The sequence below is a fragment of the Tenuifilum sp. 4138str genome (genome assembly GCF_041102575.1).
Lineage (GTDB): Bacteria > Bacteroidota > Bacteroidia > Bacteroidales > Tenuifilaceae > Tenuifilum > Tenuifilum osseticum.
The window spans coordinates 84,535-109,242 of record NZ_JBGCUE010000009.1 but is presented as its reverse complement, the minus strand read 5'-3'; the positions used below and the strand labels follow the sequence as shown (position 1 = coordinate 109,242).

General features: G+C 41.5%; 21 protein-coding genes and 1 other RNA gene. 5 read left to right on the top strand and 17 right to left on the bottom strand.

Annotated features, from left to right (window positions below; translation table 11 throughout):
* The 3 genes from AB6811_RS09630 to AB6811_RS09620 all read right to left on the bottom strand — a co-directional run bounded on the left by AB6811_RS09630 (position 1) and on the right by AB6811_RS09620 (position 3,152).
* Positions 1-708: a Crp/Fnr family transcriptional regulator gene (locus AB6811_RS09630; protein ID WP_369490244.1), complete on the bottom strand. Its 708-nt coding sequence runs from the start codon at positions 706-708 to the stop codon at positions 1-3.
* 94 nt (positions 709-802) lie between these two features.
* On the bottom strand, positions 803-2,470 hold the full coding sequence (locus AB6811_RS09625; protein ID WP_369490243.1) for an NAD+ synthase: 1,668 nt from the start codon (positions 2,468-2,470) through the stop codon (positions 803-805).
* Positions 2,471-2,486: 16 nt separating this feature from the next.
* Complete coding sequence (locus tag AB6811_RS09620; RefSeq protein WP_369490242.1) at positions 2,487-3,152, bottom strand: porin family protein; 666 nt, start codon at positions 3,150-3,152, stop codon at positions 2,487-2,489.
* 165 nt (positions 3,153-3,317) lie between these two features.
* On the opposite strand from AB6811_RS09620, the gene ispE reads away from it, so the two are divergent.
* Positions 3,318-4,139, top strand: a complete 822-nt coding sequence (ispE, locus tag AB6811_RS09615; protein ID WP_369490241.1) for a 4-(cytidine 5'-diphospho)-2-C-methyl-D-erythritol kinase — start codon at positions 3,318-3,320, stop codon at positions 4,137-4,139.
* Positions 4,140-4,269: 130 nt separating this feature from the next.
* Here ispE and AB6811_RS09610 read toward each other — a convergent pair whose 3' ends face one another.
* The 13 genes from AB6811_RS09610 to ffs all read right to left on the bottom strand — a co-directional run bounded on the left by AB6811_RS09610 (position 4,270) and on the right by ffs (position 19,891).
* Positions 4,270-4,770: a DUF4411 family protein gene (locus AB6811_RS09610; RefSeq protein WP_369490240.1), complete on the bottom strand. Its 501-nt coding sequence runs from the start codon at positions 4,768-4,770 to the stop codon at positions 4,270-4,272.
* A gap of 5 nt (positions 4,771-4,775) precedes the next feature.
* Complete coding sequence (locus tag AB6811_RS09605; protein ID WP_369490239.1) at positions 4,776-5,906, bottom strand: ImmA/IrrE family metallo-endopeptidase; 1,131 nt, start codon at positions 5,904-5,906, stop codon at positions 4,776-4,778.
* Between the two features lie 9 nt (positions 5,907-5,915).
* Positions 5,916-7,418, bottom strand: a complete 1,503-nt coding sequence (locus AB6811_RS09600; protein ID WP_369490238.1) for an ATP-dependent nuclease — start codon at positions 7,416-7,418, stop codon at positions 5,916-5,918.
* Positions 7,415-8,629, bottom strand: coding sequence for a restriction endonuclease subunit S (locus AB6811_RS09595; RefSeq protein WP_369490237.1), 1,215 nt, complete (start codon positions 8,627-8,629; stop codon positions 7,415-7,417). The genes AB6811_RS09600 and AB6811_RS09595 overlap by 4 nt, the downstream gene beginning before the upstream one ends.
* Positions 8,626-10,269 carry an HsdM family class I SAM-dependent methyltransferase gene (locus tag AB6811_RS09590; RefSeq protein WP_369490236.1) on the bottom strand — a complete coding sequence of 548 codons (1,644 nt, stop codon included), beginning with the start codon at positions 10,267-10,269 and terminating at the stop codon, positions 8,626-8,628. Before AB6811_RS09590 ends, AB6811_RS09595 begins: the two co-directional genes overlap by 4 nt.
* A gap of 407 nt (positions 10,270-10,676) precedes the next feature.
* Positions 10,677-11,138, bottom strand: a complete 462-nt coding sequence (tnpA, locus tag AB6811_RS09585; protein WP_369490235.1) for an IS200/IS605 family transposase — start codon at positions 11,136-11,138, stop codon at positions 10,677-10,679.
* 2 nt (positions 11,139-11,140) lie between these two features.
* The gene (locus tag AB6811_RS09580) at positions 11,141-14,224 is read right to left on the bottom strand and encodes a type I restriction endonuclease subunit R (protein WP_369490234.1); all 3,084 of its coding nucleotides are present in this window, start codon (positions 14,222-14,224) and stop codon (positions 11,141-11,143) included.
* 422 nt (positions 14,225-14,646) lie between these two features.
* The gene (locus tag AB6811_RS09575; protein ID WP_369490233.1) at positions 14,647-14,880 is read right to left on the bottom strand and encodes a biotin/lipoyl-containing protein; all 234 of its coding nucleotides are present in this window, start codon (positions 14,878-14,880) and stop codon (positions 14,647-14,649) included.
* A gap of 41 nt (positions 14,881-14,921) precedes the next feature.
* Positions 14,922-16,466, bottom strand: coding sequence for an acyl-CoA carboxylase subunit beta (locus AB6811_RS09570; RefSeq protein ID WP_369490232.1), 1,545 nt, complete (start codon positions 16,464-16,466; stop codon positions 14,922-14,924).
* A 174-nt stretch (positions 16,467-16,640) separates the two neighbouring features.
* Positions 16,641-17,717, bottom strand: a complete 1,077-nt coding sequence (locus AB6811_RS09565; protein ID WP_369490231.1) for an LptF/LptG family permease — start codon at positions 17,715-17,717, stop codon at positions 16,641-16,643.
* A gap of 9 nt (positions 17,718-17,726) precedes the next feature.
* Positions 17,727-18,857, bottom strand: coding sequence for a tRNA guanosine(34) transglycosylase Tgt (gene tgt, locus AB6811_RS09560; RefSeq protein ID WP_369490230.1), 1,131 nt, complete (start codon positions 18,855-18,857; stop codon positions 17,727-17,729).
* A 91-nt stretch (positions 18,858-18,948) separates the two neighbouring features.
* Complete coding sequence (truA, locus tag AB6811_RS09555; RefSeq protein ID WP_369490229.1) at positions 18,949-19,734, bottom strand: tRNA pseudouridine(38-40) synthase TruA; 786 nt, start codon at positions 19,732-19,734, stop codon at positions 18,949-18,951.
* A gap of 57 nt (positions 19,735-19,791) precedes the next feature.
* An RNA gene (gene ffs, locus AB6811_RS09550) (signal recognition particle sRNA small type) lies at positions 19,792-19,891 on the bottom strand.
* Positions 19,892-19,988: 97 nt separating this feature from the next.
* On the opposite strand from ffs, the gene AB6811_RS09545 reads away from it, so the two are divergent.
* The 3 genes from AB6811_RS09545 to AB6811_RS09535 all read left to right on the top strand — a co-directional run bounded on the left by AB6811_RS09545 (position 19,989) and on the right by AB6811_RS09535 (position 22,355).
* Positions 19,989-20,534: a DUF4199 domain-containing protein gene (locus AB6811_RS09545; RefSeq protein WP_369490228.1), complete on the top strand. Its 546-nt coding sequence runs from the start codon at positions 19,989-19,991 to the stop codon at positions 20,532-20,534.
* A 15-nt stretch (positions 20,535-20,549) separates the two neighbouring features.
* Positions 20,550-21,503 carry a glycosyltransferase family 2 protein gene (locus AB6811_RS09540; protein ID WP_369490227.1) on the top strand — a complete coding sequence of 318 codons (954 nt, stop codon included), beginning with the start codon at positions 20,550-20,552 and terminating at the stop codon, positions 21,501-21,503.
* 96 nt (positions 21,504-21,599) lie between these two features.
* Positions 21,600-22,355, top strand: coding sequence for a nitroreductase family protein (locus AB6811_RS09535; protein WP_369490226.1), 756 nt, complete (start codon positions 21,600-21,602; stop codon positions 22,353-22,355).
* 71 nt (positions 22,356-22,426) lie between these two features.
* On the opposite strand, the gene AB6811_RS09530 is transcribed toward AB6811_RS09535, so the two are convergent.
* Positions 22,427-23,803: a DNA/RNA non-specific endonuclease gene (locus AB6811_RS09530; protein ID WP_369490225.1), complete on the bottom strand. Its 1,377-nt coding sequence runs from the start codon at positions 23,801-23,803 to the stop codon at positions 22,427-22,429.
* A 173-nt stretch (positions 23,804-23,976) separates the two neighbouring features.
* Between AB6811_RS09530 and AB6811_RS09525 the strand changes: the two genes are divergently transcribed.
* Positions 23,977-24,648: a hypothetical protein gene (locus AB6811_RS09525; RefSeq protein ID WP_369490224.1), complete on the top strand. Its 672-nt coding sequence runs from the start codon at positions 23,977-23,979 to the stop codon at positions 24,646-24,648.
* Positions 24,649-24,708 lie beyond the last annotated feature (60 nt).

Here is a 24,708-nt window from a genome sequence, read left to right as displayed (position 1 = left end):
CTATCCCAAATCGCTAATGCGTTCCAACCTGTGATGGTCAAGGATTTTTATCCTGCGACCGTCAAGTTCAATTACACCTTCCTCAGCAAAGCCCGAAAGGGTTCTGATTGCGTTTGAGGTAGTCATGTTGGAGAGGTTTGCCAAATCCTCGCGCGATAGGTAAACCTTTATGGTTTTACCGTCGTCCTCAAGCCCGTAGGTATCGCGCAGGAATATAAGTGATTCAGCCAACCGTCCACGGATATGCTTTTGGGTTAGGGTTACGGTGCGGTTGGTGGAGAATCCCAGCTCAGTGGCAACCGATTTGAGAATGTTTAGCGTAAGTTCAGCGTTGTTCCGGAGAATCCCCATAAAGGCATTCTTTTCAATGATGCACACCACGGAATCCTCAAGAGCTTCGGCTGTAGCGGAGTAGTTCTCCTCAGCAAATAATGCCCTGTATCCTATAAAACCGATAGGCTTGGCCATGCGAACAATCTGGTCGCGACCGCCAACTCCCTCCTTGTAAAGCTTTACTTTCCCCTTTGAGAGGCATACCAAACCCTGTGGGGTATCGCCTTCCTTGTAAATTATCTCACCCTTGCGGAAATACTGACAGGTGATATTATTGCGCATTATCTCCCTTTCCTCTGGTTTTAGGTTAGGGAAAAGTCCGCACACCCCTTCAAATACGCTTTCAATATCGATGTTGTAGGAATTTCTGGACATTTTTTTTTCAAAAATACGTCATTTTATGCTTTCAAACATAAAATTAACATAATTTTAGCATGGATGGTTGTGTTTTTTAATATTTACGGGCTATTTAGCTCCATTTAGTAACCAAGGGCATTTTCCGTCCATAGCCAAACGCCTTTGATGAAACCCTAAGTATTGGTGGCGACTGGTAGCGCTTATACTCATTCATGTTAACAAGCCTTAGGGTACGGTTTACCGTATCGCTGGGGAAGCCTAAACCTACAATTTCTTCGGCGGAGAGGCCTTGCTCAATGTATGCAAAAAGAATGGGGTCAAGTATTTCATAGGGTGGGAGCGAGTCGGAATCCTTTTGGTCGGGTCGGAGCTCTGCCGAAGGCGGTTTTTGGATGGTGTTTATAGGGATTATTTCATCGTTGCGGTTAATGTAGTTGGCCAGCCTGTAAACATCGGTTTTGTAAACATCGCCTAAAACGCTAAGCGCACCGCACATATCGCCGTAAAGCGTACCGTAACCCACGGCAGCCTCGCTCTTATTGCTGGTGTTCAGCAGTAAATGACCAAACTTGTTGGAGATGGCCATTAACAGGGTTCCCCGAACCCTTGCCTGTATATTCTCCTCGGTGATATCCTCGGGTTTACCCTCAAAAATAGAGCTTAGCTGGCTTTTAAACGACTCAAAAATGGGCTGTATGGAAACTATGTCGTATTGCACGCCAAGTTTTTGCGCAAGCGCCACAGCATCGTCAATGGAGTGCCGCGATGAGTACTGCGATGGCATCAGCAGAACACGGATGTTGTTAACATCAAGAGCCTGTGCAGCAAGGGCTAACACAACTGCCGAGTCGATACCGCCTGAAAGCCCAAGGGTGGCCTTTGTAAACCCTAACTTACCGAAGTAATCCCTAATGCCCATAACCAAGGCATTGTGAATACGCTCAATCCGTTGTTCTGAAGTTGCCGATATTTCAGGGGATATGGATTGGTTGCGCTCCAATACGTTGGTGTCAATTACCCTAAAATCTTCCTCAAAGCTTTTCAGCTTTACTATGATATCGCCCCCGGCGTTCACTACCATGGAGCCACCATCGAAAAGCAGATCGGCATTACCTCCAACCTGGTTTACATATATTACGGGCTTGGAATACCTTGCCACATTGCTTTGGAAAACCTGTAACCTGCGCTCCTCAACGTTGTAGCTGAATGGCGAAGCCGATATGTTTATCACCATATCGGGGTTCAACTTTACCAGGTGATTCATGGGCGCATCGCGGTAAAGCTTGCTTCTGGAAAAAGCTGTAGTGGTGGGCTGGTCATCCCAAATATCCTCGCATATGGTTATGGCTATTTTTATTCCATCAATTTCGGCAACCCGGTAGTTGCCGGGGTTGGGCTCAAAGTAGCGATACTCATCAAAAATATCGTAATCAGGAAGTAGTGTTTTGTGGTAAACATCCAGCACTTTTCCCTCGCCCAAAAGGTATGCGGAGTTAAAAAGCAACTTGCCCGTAGTATCAGTATTGATGCTGGGGACCCCAACTATAGCATAAATTCCATTGCATTGCTGTGCAATCTGGTTTACGGTAGCTATGCTCTTATCCACAAAATGCTTGTGGGTGAGCAAATCGTGGGGTGGATATCCACACACCGATAGCTCCGAGAATACAACTAACCTTGCACCGTCGGCTTTAGCCCGGTTTATCGATGCAATTATTTTATCGGCATTACTGTCAAAGTGACCAATGGTGTAGTTCAGCTGTGCAAGCGCTACTTTCATTTTGTATTATCCAGAGTTAAAAAATTATACCAACCTTCAACGATAGGCTTTGCGATGTAATGGTTGAGTTAGGCAGTTCGATAATTCTGGTTAAACCATCGCACCAGGTTATGCCAAACAGAATGGCGCTCTCGCCGCCGAGTGAGTATTCACCTCCAATTCCTATTTGGTATGAGGCAAACCCCCATGCCATATCGGTTTTGGTGGTTTCACGGTCAACTTGGTTGGTTTCGTTCCATGCGTAGCTTCTTATTCTGAGGCTTCCGCTAACGCCAACATTGGCAAAGTATGTGGTATAGCCAATCTGGTTTGTCCGAAACTTAAAGCCAATGGGCAGCGTAAGGTATTGCGATTTGAATTTGATATTGTCGCCAATGGCGATGTTGTAGGTGCTATCGATAGTTTTCAGGGTATAGGTGGATTGCATAAGCCTGATATTCCCGCCAAGGGCGTTAACCGAGAGTCCTGAGGAAAAGGCGTACCGTTTGGCAAAGAATTTATCGGCTGTAAAGCCAATGTTTAAGCCCACAACAGGGCCGTTGGGATCGTAACGTTTGGTATCGGAGTTGAACCACGATAGTTGCGGGTCAGCAAATACTCCAAAGCTGTATTGCTGGGCATTTGACAGCTGATTACCAATTAGAATTAAACCGATTGAGAGTGTAAGGCTATTCAACTTCATTGTTTCATCATTTTTTGTCTTACCTTGCAAAGGTAACCATTATTTTTAAAGCGACTTTTCGGATTGCTGTTCCAAAAAGTAAAACCATATTTCACTTTAGCTCTAAATGTAACGATGATAACACCGCCTAAGTATTAACTTTGTGAAGTAAATTATGCTAAAACAATGATTCTGTTTCCAAATGCCAAGGTTAATCTGGGTTTAAACATAGTGCGTAAGCGCCCCGATGGCTATCACGATATTGAAACTCTGTTTTACCCTGTAAAGGGATTATGCGATATTCTTGAGGTAGTGGCAACCGATGGCGAGGTGAACACCATTGAATTCACCCAAACCGGAATAGGCATTGATTGCGATACCGAGAACAACCTGTGTGTTAAGACTTTCCGCCTTCTTGCGCAGCGTTACGGAATGCCCCATGTTAGGATGCACCTGCATAAGCTCATACCCATGGGGGCAGGGTTAGGTGGCGGCTCGGCCGATGCCGCATTTGCTTTGAGAGCCTTGAATACCTTTCTGAACAAGCCGCTTAGCCCAGAAAATCTTCTACCGTTGGCTTTGGAGTTAGGTAGCGATTGCCCGTTCTTTGTGCATAACACGCCCGCTATTGGCAGGGGCCGCGGCGAGCAGCTTGAGCCCATAAGCATTAATCTAACTGGTTACTGGATTTTGCTGGTTAATCCGGGTATCCATGTAAGCACCAGGGAGGCCTATGAGGGTAGCAACCCCAAACCTTGGGAAAACCCCATAGGCAACATTGTTAACCTACCAGTAAACGATTGGCCAAACAGATTAGTTAACGATTTTGAGAAAACCGTTTTCCCAAAGTATCCGTTAATTGAAAGGGTAAAGGAAGAACTTTACAGCATGGGAGCGGTTTACGCATCCATGTCCGGCAGTGGCTCTACAGTGTTCGGAATATTTAAAAGCAAACCCGCAATTCCTGATGCATTTAATGAGTATTTTACGCATACCTCTGAAATGTAAGCGTAAGCGGATTGGGTGATGGTTGGTAGAAAAATGTTTTTTTATTGGATACAGTGAGTCGATTTAATGGGTTATATGCTCAGTGCAATTTCTCGACAACAGGGCATACATACTTTTGACTATTGCGGGGCTAAAATGTTTCACCTAATTGTCTGAACATTTCAATGGTGTTTACATACGAAACATTCAAAGCAATACAAGCATCTGGTATTTTTACTTTGTTCTGTCTGTTGGGTTCGCTTACTTCTTGTGTAACTACAAATCTATTAGCGTTGTCAGCAAGGCAATAAGCTACAAGGAAAGCATCTGCTTCGTCTGCATTCAGAAATTCATTTAAGGCATTTGGTAAGTAATGCCCACTTCTCGACATTGCCCAACCTGTCACTTGGGCATAAGCACCCATTACTACTGATGTGTCTTTAAAAAAGTCTTCGGGTAAATTATTTCTGCACCAGTCTTCAAGTGCATCGTTTTTGTCGTAAAGCTCTTTCTTTACCTTGTCAATACTGATAACTCTGCCTTCTTCTGCTAATTGTCGAACCTTTTTCCAAAATCCCGCAGCAACGTCTATCGGATAGTGGAACCGATGAGCCTGAATAAAAAAGTTGCTATCTAAGACATATACCGGCATTCGGGCTACAAGTGTTTAGAGAAGAAATTTTCAAACGTGTCGCCTTTTAAGCCCGTAAGTTTATAGGCATCACGATATAATAAACTACCAGATTTTACAGCCTGATGAACATGACTGGCAAATGTGATACTGATACGTTTTTTTGTTGTTGCGTAAAAGTCGCCACCAGAGCCTTGACTTTCTTTTTTGGCAAATTCCCGATTGGAATATTCTTCGTAGAAATCAAAAAATTGCGGTCTGCTGATTTTGCCTGTGTCTAATGCCCTGCGTGCAATAACAATTTCACTCACTTTGAAATATCGGGAAGCATAAGCGAAATTATTGGGTCTGTGATTCCATACTTCATCAAATTCCTGTGCAGGGACTAAAAATTCAGCGGCTACTTTATCGCACAGCATTTCAATCGGGTCGTTGGCTGGTTGCAATCTTCTGAAATCGAAACCTGCACTGTGCCCTGTCCAAATGTGTGCTAACTCATGCACTATAGTGAACATCTGAGCAGACTTAAAATCGGAATTGTTTACGAACATGAAAGGAGCATATTCATCTACCAAAACAAAACCTCTGCACTCGTCAACAGGAATGGGTCGGTGGGTGTTGTTTTCAACTATTCCGTTGAATATGGTAATGATTCCTTTGTCTTCAATATGCAGAACCAAATGGTCTTGGGCTTCCTGCCAAGTTTTGAATTGACTTGCCCAATTTTCAGGTAGTTGTAGGGTTTGACGAATGTCCGCAACTATGGCAGTTACATCATTGCTGTTCCTGAATTTACCAACAAAGGGTAAAGGCTGAAAATCATTGTCCTGTAAATAGTTTTTCAACCAATCCTGCCTTTGCTGCAAAAGCAAAATGGTATCATACACATTGATGCTGATGTGGTCTCCTTGATTTCCGTTGGTGCGGAAAAACGGAATGGGGAGTCTTTCTTGTGGCGGCTGTGGCAAAAACAGATAACCAAAAGGCAAATAAACCTTCTTAGAAAATTCCTCCAACTGCTTTACAGTAGGCTTCTTTTGTCCTTCCAGCCACTTTAATATTTTTGGAAATTTTTCAGCAAATGTAGGCACATCATACCCAGCCCGGGTAATAGCCCAGGTAAGGATGTTGGGATTTATATTTATTTCATTTGCCATACTGCAAAGTTAGTCATTTATAAAATCTTTAGCATTCTTTACAATATCTATTAAAACTTCAATGGATTGTTTTAATTCTTCCTGTGTAAATAGAATATCTTTCATTGTTTGGTTTTCAGGATGATGAATCTTGTTTCTGACAAAAACAGGGAGAGTAACACTAATAGTTGGTTGTGGTGTGCCTTTTATTTCTCTTGTCCATTGCTTCTCTCTTTTTATACCGCATTGATTGAAATATTCATCAATTTCTCTTTCAGAGTGTTTTTTTGTTTTCTCCTGTATGTATCCATACAACTCATCATGAAATTCAATCGTTGGATACTTATAGGCAAAATAGTTTATTTCACCCCAAGATGGACTCCATGGGAATAAACGATTTGCAAAAGTCATTTTGTTAATTAAAATCTTGTTTGTCTTTTCTTCTCTATTTGTTACAAATGTCTTTACCCCACTTCTGCCAACACAATTTTTAAAGAACACAGGAGAATGAGTTGTAACAAAAATCTGATGTCCGTCTTTCCTTGATGAAATTTGCCAGAGATAGTCGGCTAACTGTTCTTGCAGTCTTGGATGCAAATGCAATTCTGGTTCATCTATAAGGATAATTAGTTTTTCTTTTGACATTGTGGCTAGTGTTTCAAGGAAAAGAAGTGAGACAATCATCTCAATTCCCGAACCCAGATACTTTATTGGCAGGTCTAAAACATCTTTCTTTGATGAAAGAAAAGCAGATTCATACGGTGCTATTGAATCTAATATTGTAAGATTAATTTCATCAAGTCCAAATTTTTTTGTTCTATTATTAAATTCCTTGAACACTTCATATTTATTTATTCCAACTTTTTCCGCTATTTCGTTAGTTAGTAAAGGAATTTTACCAAGTATTTCGGCTGGCTTTCCTGTTTCCTCAGATTCTTTCCTAACACTTCTTGAAAATCGCCAGTTTAAATCATCAATAATGGTGGAAAAGGAACTATTAAAACCTTTTTGAGTTTGTCTATCTCTTTCTTTATTAAAAAAGAATGAACGAGGCAATTCTTCGGTTCTTATTTGATTGATACCTAAAGAACGTTCGGTAAAATTAAAATCACTGTTATTTTTTCTTTTAATTGACCACCCTTCATTGTTTTTAGGGAAGTCGGGGATCAAGATATGATTTAAAGTTACGAGGTCAGAAAAAACTTTACCGGGTGTTTTACGTTCTCTTTTTTTAATTTGTAAAAGCACTTTGTTACACGTAATCTCTTGCTCTGCATAGCCATCGGGAATTCCAACCTTAATGCTCTCTTTAAGTTCTACTATGATTTCTATAGGGTTATCGTTTCCATTTGGAAAATCCGTGTGTTTTATTCTCCCTGAAAGAAACGAAGGTGAAAAGCAAAAATGAATTGCTTCAAGCATAGAAGTTTTGGACGTTCCATTGTCACCAATGAAAATATTGAATTGGTCAACTTCTAAGTCTTTGACTTCCTCAATACCTCTAAAGTTCTTTATAGATAGCTTTTTAATCATTTCCCATATTTTACCTGCGGCTCGGCTGCTATTGATAATTGTTCTTTTGCTTCGCTTTTTACTTTCACTTGGCCATTCATTAGCATGGGCAAAAGAAAGTCACGAACTTCCATTAAATCAATATTGGTCATTCGGTTTTTTACAATCAAATCAAGAATCGGCTCAATTCTTTCTCCACATTTAAGAATTAACGAATCATCATCAGGAACTACAATTCTACTTTCTTTGAGATGGTCTATTGTGATATGTCCCATTGTGGTTTTTCTATTCTCAGCCATTAATTTGAAATGATTCAAATAGTTTGAAATCTGATGATAGAAATAGTATCTGGGGTAAAACTCCGATGTTACTTTGAAAATATGTTGATTTAGTGCTCCAACTTTATCAGCCCAAATCATGACATTAAGGCTCGCACTCCAAGAGAAAAGTACATCTCCTTCTCGAATTAAGTATGCATCTTCAATATCCGGTCTGGCGTATTCAGTTGCAGCTGAATAACCTTCATTCATTTCCTTGATTTTAATGACAGGCAATTTTTCATCACCGTTTGGACGATGCTTTTGCATTGCTAAACCATTCGTATAAATAGCAATGTCATATAAGCTTTTAGTTTTCCATCCCTTCGGTATCTCCATTTTCAATTCCTCATTCCATTCCATTTCACCGCCACTGGATTTATAGGGTTTGCCTTCATTGTTGGGAAAATCAAACTGAACAAACCAATAGTTGTAAATGGTCTTGGCAAGGTTTTCAAGCTCGGTGTTGATTCTTTTATTCAAGGCTATCTTATCATCAATAACTGTGAGAAAATCTGCTATAAGTTTTTGCTCAGCTTTTTCTGGAACTCTAATCTCTTTTAGATAAGCTAAATCTCTGCTTAAACCTGGCACTGTACTATGGGAATTTAGTTTATCCAATCCAATTAGTTGAAGATAATAATACCAAAATTTAAGGTCGTCTTTAGTATTGTCTTTTAAAGCAACATAATAAGTTGTATCAGTTGGTGTAAAGTTTTCTGATGAGTAGGTAACAGCACCTACTGTTCCTTTTCTTCCAATAATAATACCAGGTCCCTTTACCTTGAAACTATCAATAAAACCAATGATTCCATTAGAACCATATACTGGGTATTTACCTTTTGGTTCATTGTCAGTTCTAACTGAAAATCCGTAAATTAATTCTACTCTATCGCCAAGCAACTCTTTTTTCATTTGTTATTTTTTTTATAATCAAGTTTATTAAAGTTTTTCAAAATTTGTATTTCTAATTCTCTTGAATTATTAAAATAAAAAGAGATTTTGTTTTTAAACTCATTTATTCTCTCTTCAAATTCTTCTGGACTTAGTTCAACATATTCAATCTTAGTTTCAAAATATTGTCCTGCACCAAAGGAATATGCTTTTTGTTTCATCTGTTCATTATTAACAATCACCGAAAAATCATCCAATTGCCTGTATCCCTTAATGGTGTCTATTATCCGTTTTTCATCTTCATTGCTCAATAAGGTTTTCTGGTTCTTACCGTCTTTTACTTTTGTTCCTAACTTACTTGCATCAACCAGTATAGCCGTATCTCTCGTTTTACTTTTATCTATAAAAATGACCGAAACGTTTGTTCCGGTAGTAGCAAATATGTTGGGCGGCATTTGCACCACAGCGTGCAGCCAGTTACTATCCACAATTTTTTTTCTGATAGCTAACGCAATGGCGGCTTTTTCGGTACAAAAACCGGTAGGTACCACAATGGCGGCTTTCCCTTTGTCGTTCAACGAATACAAGATATGTTGTATGAACAACTGATAGATAGCCATGGACTCTTTTTTCTTTTTTGGAACGCTGGGAACGCCTGCAAAAAAGCGTTTTCTATGTTGGTCGCTGGCAAGGGTTTCACGGTCATCGCTGAAATCCATTTTGAATGGTGGATTGCTTACGATGTAGTCAAACTTTTTCAGGTCGTTTTTGGCATCGTTTACATGGTATGGATTGGTAAGTGTGTTACCTTTTATTACATTATGCAGCGAATGCACCAGATTGTTCAATATCAAATTCAAGCGAAGAAACTCTGATGATTTTTGCGAAATGTCCTGCGAATAAATGGTGCATTTGTTTTCTCCGATTTGGTGAGCCAGCGCCAGTAATAAACTTCCTGAACCTGCTGCGGGGTCGTAAACAGTAACATTTCTGGTGGGTTCAGGCACTAAAATCTTCGCCATGATTTTTGCCACGGCCGGTGGTGTGTAATACTCGGCATACTGTCCGCTGTCTTTGTTGTAGTCCTTAATCAGGTATTCAAAAATGGTAGAGAAAAAATCATATTTTTCTTCAAAAATTGGCTCAAAGCTAAACGCTACCAGTTTGTTGATAATGGCTTTGCAGAAAGGTGTTTTTTGATTGCTTTCAATGATGTAAGGGGAAATTCTATCAAACAAACGAACCCTTTCTTTATCAATGGTTGAAACAGAATAAAGTTTTATGTTCAAATCGGCAATTTCCAGTAATGTTTTGTCGAACAATTCGTGAAAATTGGGCTCGTTCTGTTTATTGAACAAATAGCTGATGAAATGATGCTTTTGCAGTTTGGCGCTACGTTCACCGATTTTTTCCAGCATCCATTCATAGTCGCTGTTACTCATTTTCTGGATGTCGGTTTCAATGTTGGTGCTGTTCTTTAAATCTTTATTGGCTTTCCGTGCTTCGTGCAGGAATTTGTCGTTCAGAAATTTATACAGGAAAACTTCCGTAATGATTTTGTATTCATTCCCGGAATTAGCCAAACCGTAATTGCTGCAAACGGTTTTAAGGCCGTCTATTAGATCTTTTGTTTTTTGAGTGTATTCAAGGTGTTTAGTCATAGAATAATTTATTTTATTATTCCCAAAGAGATTGCAGGTTGATAGGTGTTGCAATAGGGTTTATTGTGCGACCCCGCAGGGGTCGTAGGTAATCGATTGTCGCTGAAGTTATAGACTTTAATGCCTTCGGCATTAGGGCTACATCGTCATCTAATCCCGAAGAGATTTCAGGTTTATAGGTAATGCAATATGGTTTGCAATACGACCCCGCAGGGGTCGTAGGTAATTGATTGTCGCTAATGCTATAGACCTTTAATGCCTTCGGCATTGGGGCTACATAATCATCTAATCCCGAAGGGATTACAGGTTTATAGAAAATTTGATATGCGAAATGGTGCGACCCCGCAGGGGGCGTAGATGGATGAATGATATATTTTCTATAAATCTTTGATACCTTCGGTATCACATTATTTAACCCATTCAAATAAAAATTTATCATCATGTTCAATTTCAAATTTTTTCAAAAAATCAACATATTCTTCCCGGAAACTCACTTTTCGATGATGTTGTTTCTGATTCATTATATATTTAACAACATTGTCAATTTGCGAATGGCTATATGAAAATGCACCGTATCCTTCCTGCCAACTAAATCTGAAATTGGAGAGTTTATTTTCATTTATAAACTCGTTTGATGCCTTTTTAATCTCTCTCACTAAATCTGATAGACAACAAGATGGTTTCATACCAATAAAAATATGAATATGGTCTGGCATTCCATTAATAGCAATCATTTTCTGTTCTTTTCCCCTTACAATTCCAGTAATGTATTGATACAATCTTTCTTCCCAATCAGAATAAATTAAGCTTCCTCTGCCTTTAACTGCAAAAATAATTTGAATATATATCTGAGAAAATGTTCCTGGCATATTTATATGGCTCTTTGATAGAAATATTCGTTTACTACAGCGTTGTTGAAAAATCGAACTACATTCAGGTCACGGATGCCTTTATTTTCCAATGTTTCCAGAATGGTACGTTTAGTAATTTCGGCAAAATAATCTGGGTTGTTAAGTATTGCCTGATTGTTTACTACTGTTTTGTCGGTTTCATGTTTAATGAAAATCAAAGTTTCATGTAATGCTAAATCGCTGTTCAGTACATTCATGTTTTGTTCCTTGATGCGTTTGTGAATGCGGGCAAATTTGATGTCGTTCTCATATTTGGCGGCCAGCATTGCATCTTTATTGTTAAGCGCATTGGCTTGTTCGTAAATCTTTTTCAAATCATTGATAGCCTCATCCATCTCCTCAGATGTTAATTCTTCAATGTTCTTTTTCTTGAAAAGCCTTTTTAGCTCTTCAAAAAGAGATATAAATTTCGGGTCTTTTTTATCAAAATTTCTCTCTAGTTCTTTTCTTGTTCTTTCCAGTTCGCTTCTGAATTTATCGGCAATTTGCAATTCATGCGTAGCAATTTTCCTGAATGTAAACTGCATGTTTTCAAGTGCTAAATTCAAAAGATTTGTATTGTCCGCTGCGTTTTCTAAATTCTCTTTCAGGTTAAGGATATCAATACGGTTTGCCACTTCATTATACAACTTGTTCACCCTGTCAAATGAGAATTTGTCTAACAGTTCAGTGTAACCCATTATTTTGATGATGTTGTATAAGCTTTTTAAGTTCTCCAAACACTTTTTCAGTTCGATAATTTCCTTTTTGTCAGTTATCTGGCTTACAATTTGTTGAAATTCTTCTATATTAGAAAAGTCATAAAGAAATAGCTTTTCTTTGATTTCCTGAATTTCCTTGTCTATTTCTTCGGCAGATTTGAAAAGGTTGGAGTAGTTCTTAGTTTCATCGCCCAATTCTTCCTGTAATTCTTTGAAATACTCCTTGTTGGTTTTATCAAATTCTTTGCGAATGTCGGCAAAGTCAACCACATAGCCGTATTTAAAATTCTTATAAGGTCGGTTTACCCTTGTTAGGGTCTGTAAAAGATTGTGTTCTTTCACAACGCGGGTCAGATACAATTTTTTCAGTCGTTTGGCATCAAAACCGGTAAGTAGCATATTGTAAACCACCAACAAATCAATTTTTCCTTGTTTGAAATCGGTTTGATGTTCCTTGCGGATTTCTTTGGTGTCTATATCATGCAGTATTAAAGCAATTGAAATTGGAGCCAACTCAGGTGTTAGATAGCCCACTCCCGATTCAGCTGCGATGTAGTAATCAGTTTGTGGTTCATGGTATACAGTCTGTTGGGCTTCCAGTCGTTTATTGTATTTCTGAATTTCAGTAAAAATCATTTTCGCCTGGTCAGAAGTGTCGCAAACAATCATTCCCCCAATACTTTGGTCGTTGTGCAACACTCTGCTTTTTTTGAAGTCAGTAATGATGTAATCAACCAATGGCTCAACAAATTTGGGATGAGCAAAAATTTGGCTTTTGGTGAACTCGCCTTGCTTCACAATTTCATCATACACCTGATTGATTTCAGCTTTGAATTTGGTTTCAATGGCTTCCCTTATAAGTTTCAGCGTATAGCCATCCGCAATGGATTGATTGTAAAAGTATTTATGAATATAATCCCCAAAAATATCCTTGCTTTTATATTCTTTGGAAATGATAGGAGTACCGGTTAAACCTATTAAAACAGCATTACGGTCGGAAGAAATTAGGTTTGAAAGAAAAGAACCCTTTGGATTATAACTTCTGTGAACTTCATCTAAAAAATAAATTCGTTGAATGTTCAAATCGTAATCAGAAACTTTTGAGATGGATTCAGCAGAAAACTTTTGAATGTTTACAACGGTTATGGTTTGTGCACCTGTGTTTCCTGAGGTTGCTCCTGCAGTTTTAATGTTTTTTATGAAGTCCTCTTTAGAACTGACCATTTCGACTTTCAACCCCCTTGCTTCAAATTCGTTTTTGGCTTGTGTAGCTAAGTCCAAACGGTCGACCACAAAATAGAACTTGGCTATTACATTTTGCTTTTGATAATAGTCTTTCAGGTAATTTACATTATAGTATGCCAAAGCTGTTTTGCCGCTTCCTTGTGTATGCCATATGATTCCTTTTTTTACTCCTGCTATTAATTTTTTCTCAATAGCTAAAGTTGCAAACAACTGCGGATACCGCATGATGTGCTTTTCAATCTTTGTTATTCCATTGTTAACGGTGTTCACATAAGCAAAGCCATAACGAAGCAATATTTTTAAACGTTGTCTGCTGAATAGTGATGTTAAGATACGGTTAGTAGGAGAGTTTGGACCTTTTGCCGTTTCATACTCCTTAGTTCCAAGAATGGAAACAATGTTATTGTCGAGCAGTATTTGTTTCTCTATTTCGCTGTCCTCTTGCGGAACATTATGAATTAATGAATTGTCTTCTTCTCTGAAACAGTTGAAATTTACCTGTTCAGGGTCGGGTGTTGCGTAAAATGCTCCCTGAATGGGTGTGATGTTTTCCTCATCATACTCCTGATTGTTGGAGAAAACCAACAATTGAGTAATGTTCATGAACTTTTTGAATTTCGGATTTTTGAATCGGGTATTGATTCGGCTTCGTTCTGCTAAAATTCCTTCTCGGTTATTCGGTTTCTTTACTTCAATGAAAGCCAAAGGTATTCCATTAATGAGCAAAGTAATGTCAGGCCTGAATTCTTCTTCGTCATTTTTGTAAGTCAGTTCGGTTACAACATGAAAAAGATTGTTGTCGAAATTCTCTAAGTCAATCAGTTTGCAAGCAAAGTCACCCAGCAAGCTTTTGTAAAACGCCCTTCCAAGGTCAGAATTATCCAGTTTAATACTGAGTTCAGAAATGAAAGAGTCAATTTCACTGTCCGAATATTCGGTCCGGTTAATCTTTGAAAGTCCTTGTTTAAACAGGTCTTTGAATATATTTGTGTCTGCATGAAGATTTGTAATGCCAGACTTTGGAACATAAGTAAATCCCAATCGTGTCAAATGCACGATAGCAGGAATTTTTACTCTTGAATCTTCATTAAAGGTCATTTTATCTCTTAATAATTTAATAGTACAAAATACGGTTTTTTGAGTGAATTAGTAAAAAAGGTTCTTTTGGTTTAGCTATAGGCTTGCTTTAGTGCTTGTAGAAATCAAATGCGTCATATGTGTGGGAAAATTTTTATCATTGTCGTTTCGTTATTTGTTCACTTCTATTTTTTTGTTTACAGTTTATTAGTTCATATCCTAAAGAATTATACTAATACACCTATGATTATGTGTATAGCTATGATTGGAACTAGCCCTGTTTCATGTAACTAAAGTAGTAAAAAATTAAATTCATAAACCAGCCACTTTGTTTTTATATATGATTTCGCTTTGCATAAAACGCATAACGGCTTTTGAATAACACCCTTTCCGTAACAAAAAAACCTCCGCATTGCGGAGGTTTTTTATGCTTAGAATCGGTTTTACTCAATGCTTACCAGCAGGGCGCCTTTGCTTACCCTGTCGCCGGGTTTTACCTTAACCTCTTTCACTTTCCCGGCCGAGGGGGCTATCAGGCGGTTGTGCATCTTCATGGCGTCAAGTATCACCAGCACATCGCCTTGCTTAACCTCCTGACCCTTTTTAACCTTAACATCAATAATGGTTCCGGGTATAAAGGCCGTTACATTTTTATCGTCGAGTTTTGGATGTATCATAGCTACAAGTTTTTTAGTTTACAAAAGGATTGTTGGGTTGACTAAAATGGAGGAATACCATGTTTCTTGAAGGGGCGGTCGGCAACCTTAGTGCTGGAAACCTCAAGGGCGTGCAGCAGCAGCTTCCGGGTTTCGGCCGGTTCAATCACGGTATCGATATAGCCTTTGGCTGCGGCTACGTATGGGTTAGCAAACTTTTCCTTGTACTCTTCAACTTTTTGGCGACGCATAGCTTCCGGATCGGGAGCTTCGGAAATCTCCTTGCGGAAGATGATGTTGGCGGCACCCTCGGGGCCCATAACGGCAATCTCGGCGCTTGGCCATGCAAATACAAAATCGGCACGTAGGTGGCGGGAACTCATGGCTATATAGCCTCCACCATAGGCTTTACGCAGAATTACAGTCATTTTGGGTACGGTTGCCTCGCTGTAAGCGTAAAGCAGCTTGGCTCCGTGGCGTATAACGCCTGCATGCTCCTGATCGATACCGGGTAGGTAACCGGGTAGGTCAACCAGGGTAACCAGCGGAATGTTGAATGCATCGCAGTAGCGAACAAAGCGTGCAGCCTTGTCGGAGCTGTCAACGTCGAGTACACCGGCCATAACTAGTGGCTGGTTAGCCACAAAGCCAACGGTTTCGCCATTCAGTCGGCCAAAGCCAATAACAATATTGGCAGCCCACTTCTCCTGGATTTCGAAGAAATCGGAATCGTCGGCAATGGCACGGATAACATCACGTACATCGTAGGGCTCCTTTGGATCGCCTGGTACAATATCCTCGATATTGAAGTTTACCTTTGGTTCTTTGGGCTCAAACCTGCGAGCCTTGCGGGTATTGTTCCAAGGAATGTAGGTGATAAGCTTTTTAATCTGCTCAAAGCACTCGTACTCGCTCTCAGCGTAGAAATGGGCGTTGCCAGTAATTTGGGCATGAACTTTTGCGCCACCAAGGTCTTCCTGGGAGATTTCCTCGCCCAGAACCGATTTAATAACCTCGGGGCCAGTGATGAACATCTTTGAGATTTTATCGACCACAAACACAAAGTCGGTTAGGGCAGGGGAGTAAACTGCACCACCGGCGCAAGGGCCAAGGATTACTGATATTTGCGGAATAATACCGCTTGAGAGGGTATTTCGCCAGAATATTTCGCCGTAACCGGCAAGCGAGTTAACCCCTTCCTGAATACGGGCACCACCTGAGTCGTTGATACCGATTAGGGGGATACGCATGCGGAGTGCGTAATCCATGATTTTGGTAATCTTACGGGCGTGCATTGAACCCAGTGAACCACCGGCAACGGTAAAGTCCTGAGCGTAAATAGCCACAGGAGCACCAAAAATGGTTCCGGTACCAATAATAACACCATCGCCATGTAGAACCTTACCATCCATCCCAAAGTCGCGGGCATCGTGCTCCACGAACATGTCGTACTCGTTGAACGAGTCCTCGTCGAGGAGGGCAATAATACGCTCACGGGCAGTGAGCTTACCCATAGCAACCTGCTTGGCAACGGCCTGTTCGCCACCACCCTGCAGAACCTCCTCTTTGCGTTTTTTTAGCTCTTCAATTTTGTTTTTTAAAGGCATAGCTGTTTTTGTTGGTTAGTAATTTTTGCCACCATTACCATGCATCGTGGTAAAGTTTTGTGCAAGGTTACGAAATTGGGTGCAAATATAAAAGAAACGGGCCGTTTTTTCGACCCGCTATAATGTATTAGCCTAAATATCAAAATACTACACCAGTAAACACCTGTTTAATGTTTACTTGGGAGCCATCCTGTAAAGACCCACTGCAATGATTGCAAACAGGAAGTTGGGAACCCATACCGAGATGGCTGGTGGCAGATGTCCGCCAACGGCAAACATGGTTGAAAATCGCATGAACAGGATGTACGAGAAGCTAAGTGCCAGCCCCAGTCCAATATGCAGGCCAATGCCACCGCGTACCTTTCGCGATGAAAGCGATACACCTATCAGGGTAAGAATGAACACCGAAAAGGGGTAGGCAAATCGCCCGTGCTTTTCAATTAGCAGGTATTCAATGGTATCGGCGCCCTGGAGCTTTTGTTCCGCTATAAAATCGTTTAGCTGAAATAGGTTCATGGTTTCAATGATCTTCAACCTCTGGTTGAAGTCGGATGGGGTGAGGTAGAATGTGCTATCAATTTTATCGCCTTTGATAATTTCTTCGCCACTGTCAGTATAATTACGGATGTAGTAGCGGTTTATAGTCCATTTCTCCTTGGTGGAATCCCACTGTGCATTATCGGCTATGAGTTTCGATACCAGCTTATTCCCATCAAATTTTTCAATGGAAAGGTTGTAGGCGGTGTTGTTGTAAGTGTTGAATGAGCGCATGAAAACAAACATTCCCGGACGCACCTGTCGGTGTATGTTCCTGTCGGTATTAACATAGGGTCGTTTGATGTACTTGTTCTCAAAGTCTAACCTTACAGCATTGGCGGGTGGAATTATAAAGCTATTGAGCACAAATGAGAAAATGGCAATTATTGTTGCGGAGATAAAGTAGGGGTATAACATACGCTTAAAGCTAACACCGCTGCTCAGGATGGCAATAATCTCAGTATTATAGGCCATTTTTGAAGTGAAGAAAATAACGGCAATGAATACGAAAAGGGAGCTGAACAGGTTGGCAAAGTAGGGTATAAAGTTGAGGTAATACCTGAAAATGATATCGTACATTGGGGCATCCTTCTCCAGAAAGTCGTCAATTTTCTCGGCAAGGTCAAATATTACTGCAATGCCAACTATTAGTATTATGGCATAGAAGTATGTGCCAATAAACTTTCGGATTATATACCAGTCCAGTAACTTCATAGAGGTGTTTTATAGACGTTTCGACACTTTTTTAACCATAGCGTTTTTCCATTGCAGGAAATCGCCCTCAACAATATGTTTTCGTGCTTCCCCCACTAACCATAAGTAAAACCCTAGGTTGTGAATGCTGGCGATTTGTGGGCCTAGCATTTCGCCCGCAATAAAAAGGTGGCGGAGGTAAGCCTTTGTGTATCTACTATCAACAAAAGTTGGGCCAAAAGGATCGATAGGTGTGAAATCGGCCTGCCACTTTTTGTTTCGGATGTTTATAATTCCCTCAGAGGTGAAAAGCATGCCGTTACGTCCGTTACGGGTGGGCATTACGCAATCGAACATGTCAATGCCTAGGGCAATGGATTCCAGGATGTTCTCAGGTGTACCTACACCCATCAGGTAGCGGGGTTTACTCTTGGGCAGTATGCCGTTCACCACTTCAACCATTTGGTACATCACCTCGGCAGGTTCACCAACCGATAGCCCACCAATGGCGTAGCCATCGCGGTTGTACTTTTGAACGTTTTCGGCAGCACGCTTACGGAGGTCGGGGTAAACGCAACCCTGAACAATAGGGAATAGCGTTTGGCTATGGCCGTAAAGCGGCTCGGTGGTATCGAACCGATGCACGCAGCGTTCAAGCCATTTCTCGGTAAGATCGAGCGACTTGCGGGCATACTCGTAATCGGCATCGCCCGGTGGGCATTCGTCGAATGCCATTACAATATCGGCCCCAATAATGCGCTGAATGTCCATCACATTCTCTGGGGTGAACAGGTGGGGTGAGCCATCGATATGCGAGCGGAACGAAGCGCCCTGCGCTGTTAGCTTTCGCATATCGGCAAGGGAAAATACCTGATAACCGCCACTATCGGTAAGAATGGGTCTATTCCAGCTCGAGAATTCATGTAACCCGCCGGCTTGCTTTAGTACATCGAGTCCCGGACGTAGGTAAAGGTGGTATGTATTGCCCAGGATGATTTGGGCGTTAATGTCGTTCTCCAACTCCCTGTGCGAAACACCCTTTACGCTCCCCACCGTGCCAACAGGCATGAATATTGGGGTTTCAATTTGACCGTGATCGGTTGTTATAATACCTGCACGCGCCGAGGTTTGTGAATCGGTTTTGAGTAACTTGAAATCCATCTGCTTATAAAAATCCGCACAAATATAACCTAAATACTAACAGGTTAAGGGTTTATTTTGATTTGTTAACGGTAAATGCTCCGGTTCTAAATTAATACTTGCCAATGTTTATTAACCAGGTTGGCTCCTGGTTTATGCTTTCGCCGGCATAGTAAACGTGTTCCAGGTACAACCCCGATGGGGGAGCGGTAAACTTTGCCGGAAGGGTTGAGTACTCACTGAAGAACAAGTCGATATCGGCCTCCGATAATTTGCCCAGACCAACCTGAACCAGTGTGCCCACCATTCGGCGTACCTGCTTCCAAAGGAAGTGTGACCCCACGATGTGTATGAGGATTGAATCGTCAACCTCAAATATTTTTAGGTGGTCAATTTTTACAAGGGTCGATTCTCCTTCCTTTTCGGGTGCGCCAAACGATTTGTAGTCCTTCATCCCGGTAAAGTGATGGGTAACGGCTGCCATAGCCTCAACGTTAAGCGGTTCCTTAACCCACCAGCAGTAGTCCTTGCCAAAGGCTGTTCGCCTGCGCGATATGTGGTACACGTAGCTGCGGTGCTTGGCATCGTAGCGTGCGTGGAAGCGAGGTGAAACCTTTGCCATATCAAGGATATTGATTGATGCAGGAAGAACCTCATTCATCCTTTCCATGGCAACGTAGGGTGGCATTGCCGAGTCGATATCGAGGTGGGCAACCTGCCCCAGCGCGTGCACGCCGGCATCGGTACGTCCTGCTCCGTAAAGCTCATAGCTGCTTACCTTGTAAACCTCCTTGATGGCATCCATTAGCTTGCCCATTACTGTGGCGGCTTCGCGCTGGAATTGCCACCCGCGGTACCTTGAACCGTCGTACTCTATGGTTAACTTAAATCGAGGCATTTGCGATTTTTCTTTGAAATTTTTACAAAGTTACGCTTAAAATAAGGTATAAAAAAAAGTGGGTAAGCTACTTATATCGCACCGCTACAACCGCTTACCCTTGCTACCTTCCGGTCCTGGGGGGGTTCAGCAGGAGCTGGTCGTATAAGACTTACCCGCTGCAAAGATAGCTAAACTTTACAATACCTGTTGAACCTACTAGCTTTTTTTAGCAAAATTCATATATTTGCAATGAAACTAAACCTAATACAAATATGGAAAAACAAGGAAACCCTATGCTTAAGCATTCAATGAATTACGGTTTAATAATGGGTGTTGCACTCATAATTCTAAGCCTGATTACTTACCTGGCAGGTATTGTAAAACCGCCGTTTTGGGTAAGCATAATAAACTATGCCATAATAATTGGTATTATCGTATGGGGTACTAAAAAGTATCGCGATGAGGTGTTAGAGGGTGCAATTACCTATGGTAACGCCTTGGGCTTTGGTGTTTTAATTACACTTTTTGCGGGAGTAATTGTGGCTGTATTTACTTATATTCAAATTACCCTTATTGATCCCGACTTTGTAAGTAAGATGTTAGCCATTGCTGAGGAGGAGCTTGTAAAGAGGGGTATGCCCGATGAGCAAATTGAAATGGCCATAGAGATGCAGAAAAAGTTTATGTCTCCGCTAATTATGACTATTTCATCGTTACTCGGAATGGTTGTGATGGGATTCATATTCTCACTGATCACTTCTATCTTTCTGAAGAAGGAAAAATCGTCTTTTGCTGGTGACAGTGAAGTTATTGAATAGTAACCAAACATCAATATGGATATTTCTGTCGTAGTTCCTCTGTACAACGAGGAGGAGTCGCTCCCCGAGTTAATGGAATGGATTGCCCAGGTTATGACCCAGAACCATTTTACCTACGAGGTAATTATGGTTGACGATGGTAGTAACGATAACAGCTGGGCGGTAATTGAGAGCCTGAGGCTCAAGTTTCCATCCCTGAGGGGGATTAAGTTTCTGAGGAACTACGGTAAATCGGCTGCCCTGCAGGTTGGCTTTACAGCCGCTCAAGGCGATGTGGTGTTTACCATGGACGCCGACCTGCAGGATAGCCCCGATGAAATTCCTGAGCTTTACCGTATGGTCAAGGAACAAGGCTACGACCTTGTTTCGGGTTGGAAGAAGAAGCGGTTCGACCCCTTGCTTACCAAGCGGATCCCCAGTAAACTTTACAATGCCACCGTGCGTATGGTAAGCGGTATAAAGCTACACGATATGAACTGTGGCCTTAAGGCCTACCGCCACAATGTGGTTAAGAGCATTGAGGTTTATGGCGAAATGCATAGGTATATTCCTGTAATTGCCCGTCAGGCCGGATTTAAGCGAATTGGCGAAAAGGTTGTGCAGCACAGGGAGCGCAAGTACGGCACCACAAAATTTGGCTGGACAAGGTTTATCAATGGATTTCTTGACCTTCTATCGGTGATGTTTGTGTCGCGCTTTGGTAAAAAGCCTATGCACTTCTTTGGAACCCTTGGAACCCTTATGTTTATTACCGGTGGTGCTATTGCCGTATGGTTGGTAGGTAGTAAGCTTTGGGCACAGTTTCATCATTTAAAGTACAGGCCTGTTACCGATCAACCACTTTTTTACATAGCTCTTGTGGTTGCCATAATTGGTGTCCAACTCTTTACGGCAGGTTTTATTGGTGAGTTGGTGTCGCGCAGCTCTGCCGACAGAAACCATTACCTCATTGAGAAGGAGTTAGGATAACCATTACTTTTAAAAAGTTGTTCAATAACATACATCAAAATAGCACTTCCGTAGTGCTATTTTATTTTATTTGTAAGTTGATAAATCAAGAATGAGATGAAAGCATTGCTATCGCATCGTTCAATTCGAAAGTACAAGAGCGACCCCATTGACGATTCGCTACTTCAGGAAATCCTAACCGCAGGAACTCGTGCATCTACCACTGGTAATATGCAGGTGTACAGCATAATTGTTACACGCGATGAGGAGGTGAAGCGTAAGCTTTTACCATTGCATTTTAACCAGCAGATGGTAGTGCAGGCACCAGTGGTGCTCACCTTTTGTGCGGATTTTAACCGCTTTAACAAGTGGTGCTTACAGCGTAAGGCCAACCCGGGGTACGATAACTTTTTGTCGTTCTTTACCGCTGCAATTGATGCCCTTTTGGTAGCCCAAAACGTATGCATTGCCGCCGAGGAGAAGGGTCTTGGAATATGTTACCTTGGAACTACAACCTATACTGCCGATAAGATTATTGAGGTGCTGAAATTACCCAAGGGTGTTGTGCCTGTAACAACAGTGGTAATGGGTTATCCCGATGAGCACCCCGACTTAACCGATAGGTTGCCGCTTGCAGGTGTTGTGCACTACGATGTTTACCACGATTACTCTGAGGGTGATATCGATCAAATTTATCAGCATAAGGAGTCGTTACCGCTAACCAAGCGTTTGCTGGAGGAGAACCAAAAGGAAACACTGGCTCAAATTTTTACCGATAAGCGTTACACCCTGAAGGACAATGTGGCATTCTCAAAGAATTTACTGAGGGTTTTGGAAATGCAGGGGTTTATGAATAACGAAAGAACAGAGTAGAGAGTTAAAGAATAGAAGACAAAAGGGCCGCAAGCAATTGCGACCCTTTTTTTATGGTGATTTTTTTAGGATTAGTTTGTTGGTCCGCTATCAACCTTTGATTCAATTACACTTTGGATTGATGTTGATACGTTCGATAGAAAATTATAGCCGGTTTGGCTTTCGATGTAATCAACCGTGGTTCGGTAGTAGCCCCAGGGTTGGCTGTTAACGGTTTGGGTATTAGGCATCCAGACGGCAATTACTCGTGTTGAGGTAGTGATTCGCGAAATATCATTTGAGCCAACCGGTAGCACTACAATTACTTTCCAAACGTATGCAGGAACGGTAATTTTTTTGGTGGATATGGTGGTTTTATACCCTGCTGAACCGGTTCCGCCCTGCCCCCATGGACCAGAAATGATATATAGCTCGTTGCCTGCATCAACAAGAGTTCTGCAGTAATTCTCAAGGTTAGCCCAGGTAATCTGGTTGTTTTTGGGAGCTTGGGGTACCATGTTGGTCATTAGGAAAGTGGCCGAGTTATCGGTAATTGAGCCTGTTCTGTCGGCGCTGGGGCACATGTGGCCGCGGTCAAACCCTGAACCGCTGTAGTCGGTTCCGCCAACCCAAACCCAACTTGAGGGTAGGGTGTTGTCGGCCCTAAAGTCGTCCTGCCTTGGGGCAGAGCCAATCCATGCACTACTCAAATGCCACGAAACCCAGTTGCAGGTAAGCTTGCTGTTGTTGTACGATAGCACATACTGGGGTTTAACCATCAGGTAGTTATTGGGATATGCAGTGCTTGCCACAGCCCCCGATGGGTTGCCCAACGCCATATTATCGTCGCGGGTAGGTGAGGTTGAGTAATCGTAAACCTTGAAGTCATCAATGTTAATCCGGTACGACCCTCCGGAAACCTTTCTGATCTCAAACCGAACATTGCCTGAAAGGTTAACCGTAAAGGTTGCCTTGGTAAGCGTGGTTGATGAGGTGGTTACCGTTGAACCCACTTTGCTCCATGTGCTTCCGCTGTTGGTTGACACCCATAATTCCCATGTGCTATTTCCATCGGTTCCATATTTGGCATGGTAAACCTCAACGGTTGCTGCACCATTGGCCTTATTGAACTGCATGGTAACCTTACCCGTGTTGACAATTCGTACCGATTTGGTGCCATTTTTCCTATCGCTGGTTGATGTACCAATTAGGGCATTGTTCAGGTACCATTTACCGGTCGATAGTGTTACTGTTGCTCCGGCATAAGCTGTTTTTGTTCCGGTTTCAAAGTTCTCCAGTAAATATCCTGTTGCCATGTCAAAGGTGTCCTGTGGCATGGCGGTTTCCACATTCAATGTTTTGTCCTTTGGATTAACGGGAATATCCTTTTCACATGCTGTAAATCCTAATACAATGGCTAGCAGAAACGTTGCCGTTATAAACTTTAAGATTTGGATTTTTTGTTTCATGGCTTTAGGTTTTAGGGGGTTGGTGCAGTAAATGTAAGGCAGATATGTTAATGATTGGCAAGTTGCGCGTTACCATTTTATTAACATTTTATCACCAGGCGCATTTGGCTGTTAAAGCCCCTATGAAATCCGTATTTGGCACATGGTTTGTTTTATTGAAAGAAATTGTTGCCATGAGATATATTGTACTTTCGTTTTTGGCATTGGTTGGATGCACAAGGCAGAGCGATACCGAAAGGTTGTCCCGCTCAATCGATACCTTATCGAGCGAAATAGCCAAACTGCGGAATGAATTGAACAGTAGGGATTCACTAGGGAGAAAGAAGGTTTTCCCGCCTAACGATACAGTTACTAAAGCGACTGTAAGGGTTAAGCCCAAACCTCCAAAAATCATCAAAAAGGATACTTTACGGGTTAAGCAAAAGGAAAAACCTAAAATTGCTGACACATTGTTATACCACTTTGCAGGAGGAGGCATTTCTGTTAAGGTGTACCCTTGGGTGGATAGTAAGCAGCTAATTGAGGTTTACAGCCTGAAGGGTGGGGTGGTTATTACGCTTGAAAACATCAACCTGAGTTACAATGTGTCAAACACTCTTCATTTCCGTTCCGATGGATCGTTGGAGAGGGTAAATGAGCATTTCAATCCGGGTGCCAGCATGTACTGGTACGATACCGTGATCCACTTTGAACCCGATAATGAACCTGCCTGGAAAATAACCTACCAATACCCACAGAGGACTGTTGAAGACTCCATGGGCGAAAAGTACTTATGGGATCGAACACAGAAGCGTTGGGTGAAACAGGAGATTGTAATTGAAACAATTCAACCATCAACTCCTTAAAAAAAATCCCCGTTGGCATAAGCCAAACGGGGAGTCCCAAACATATCGATTTTTACTGGT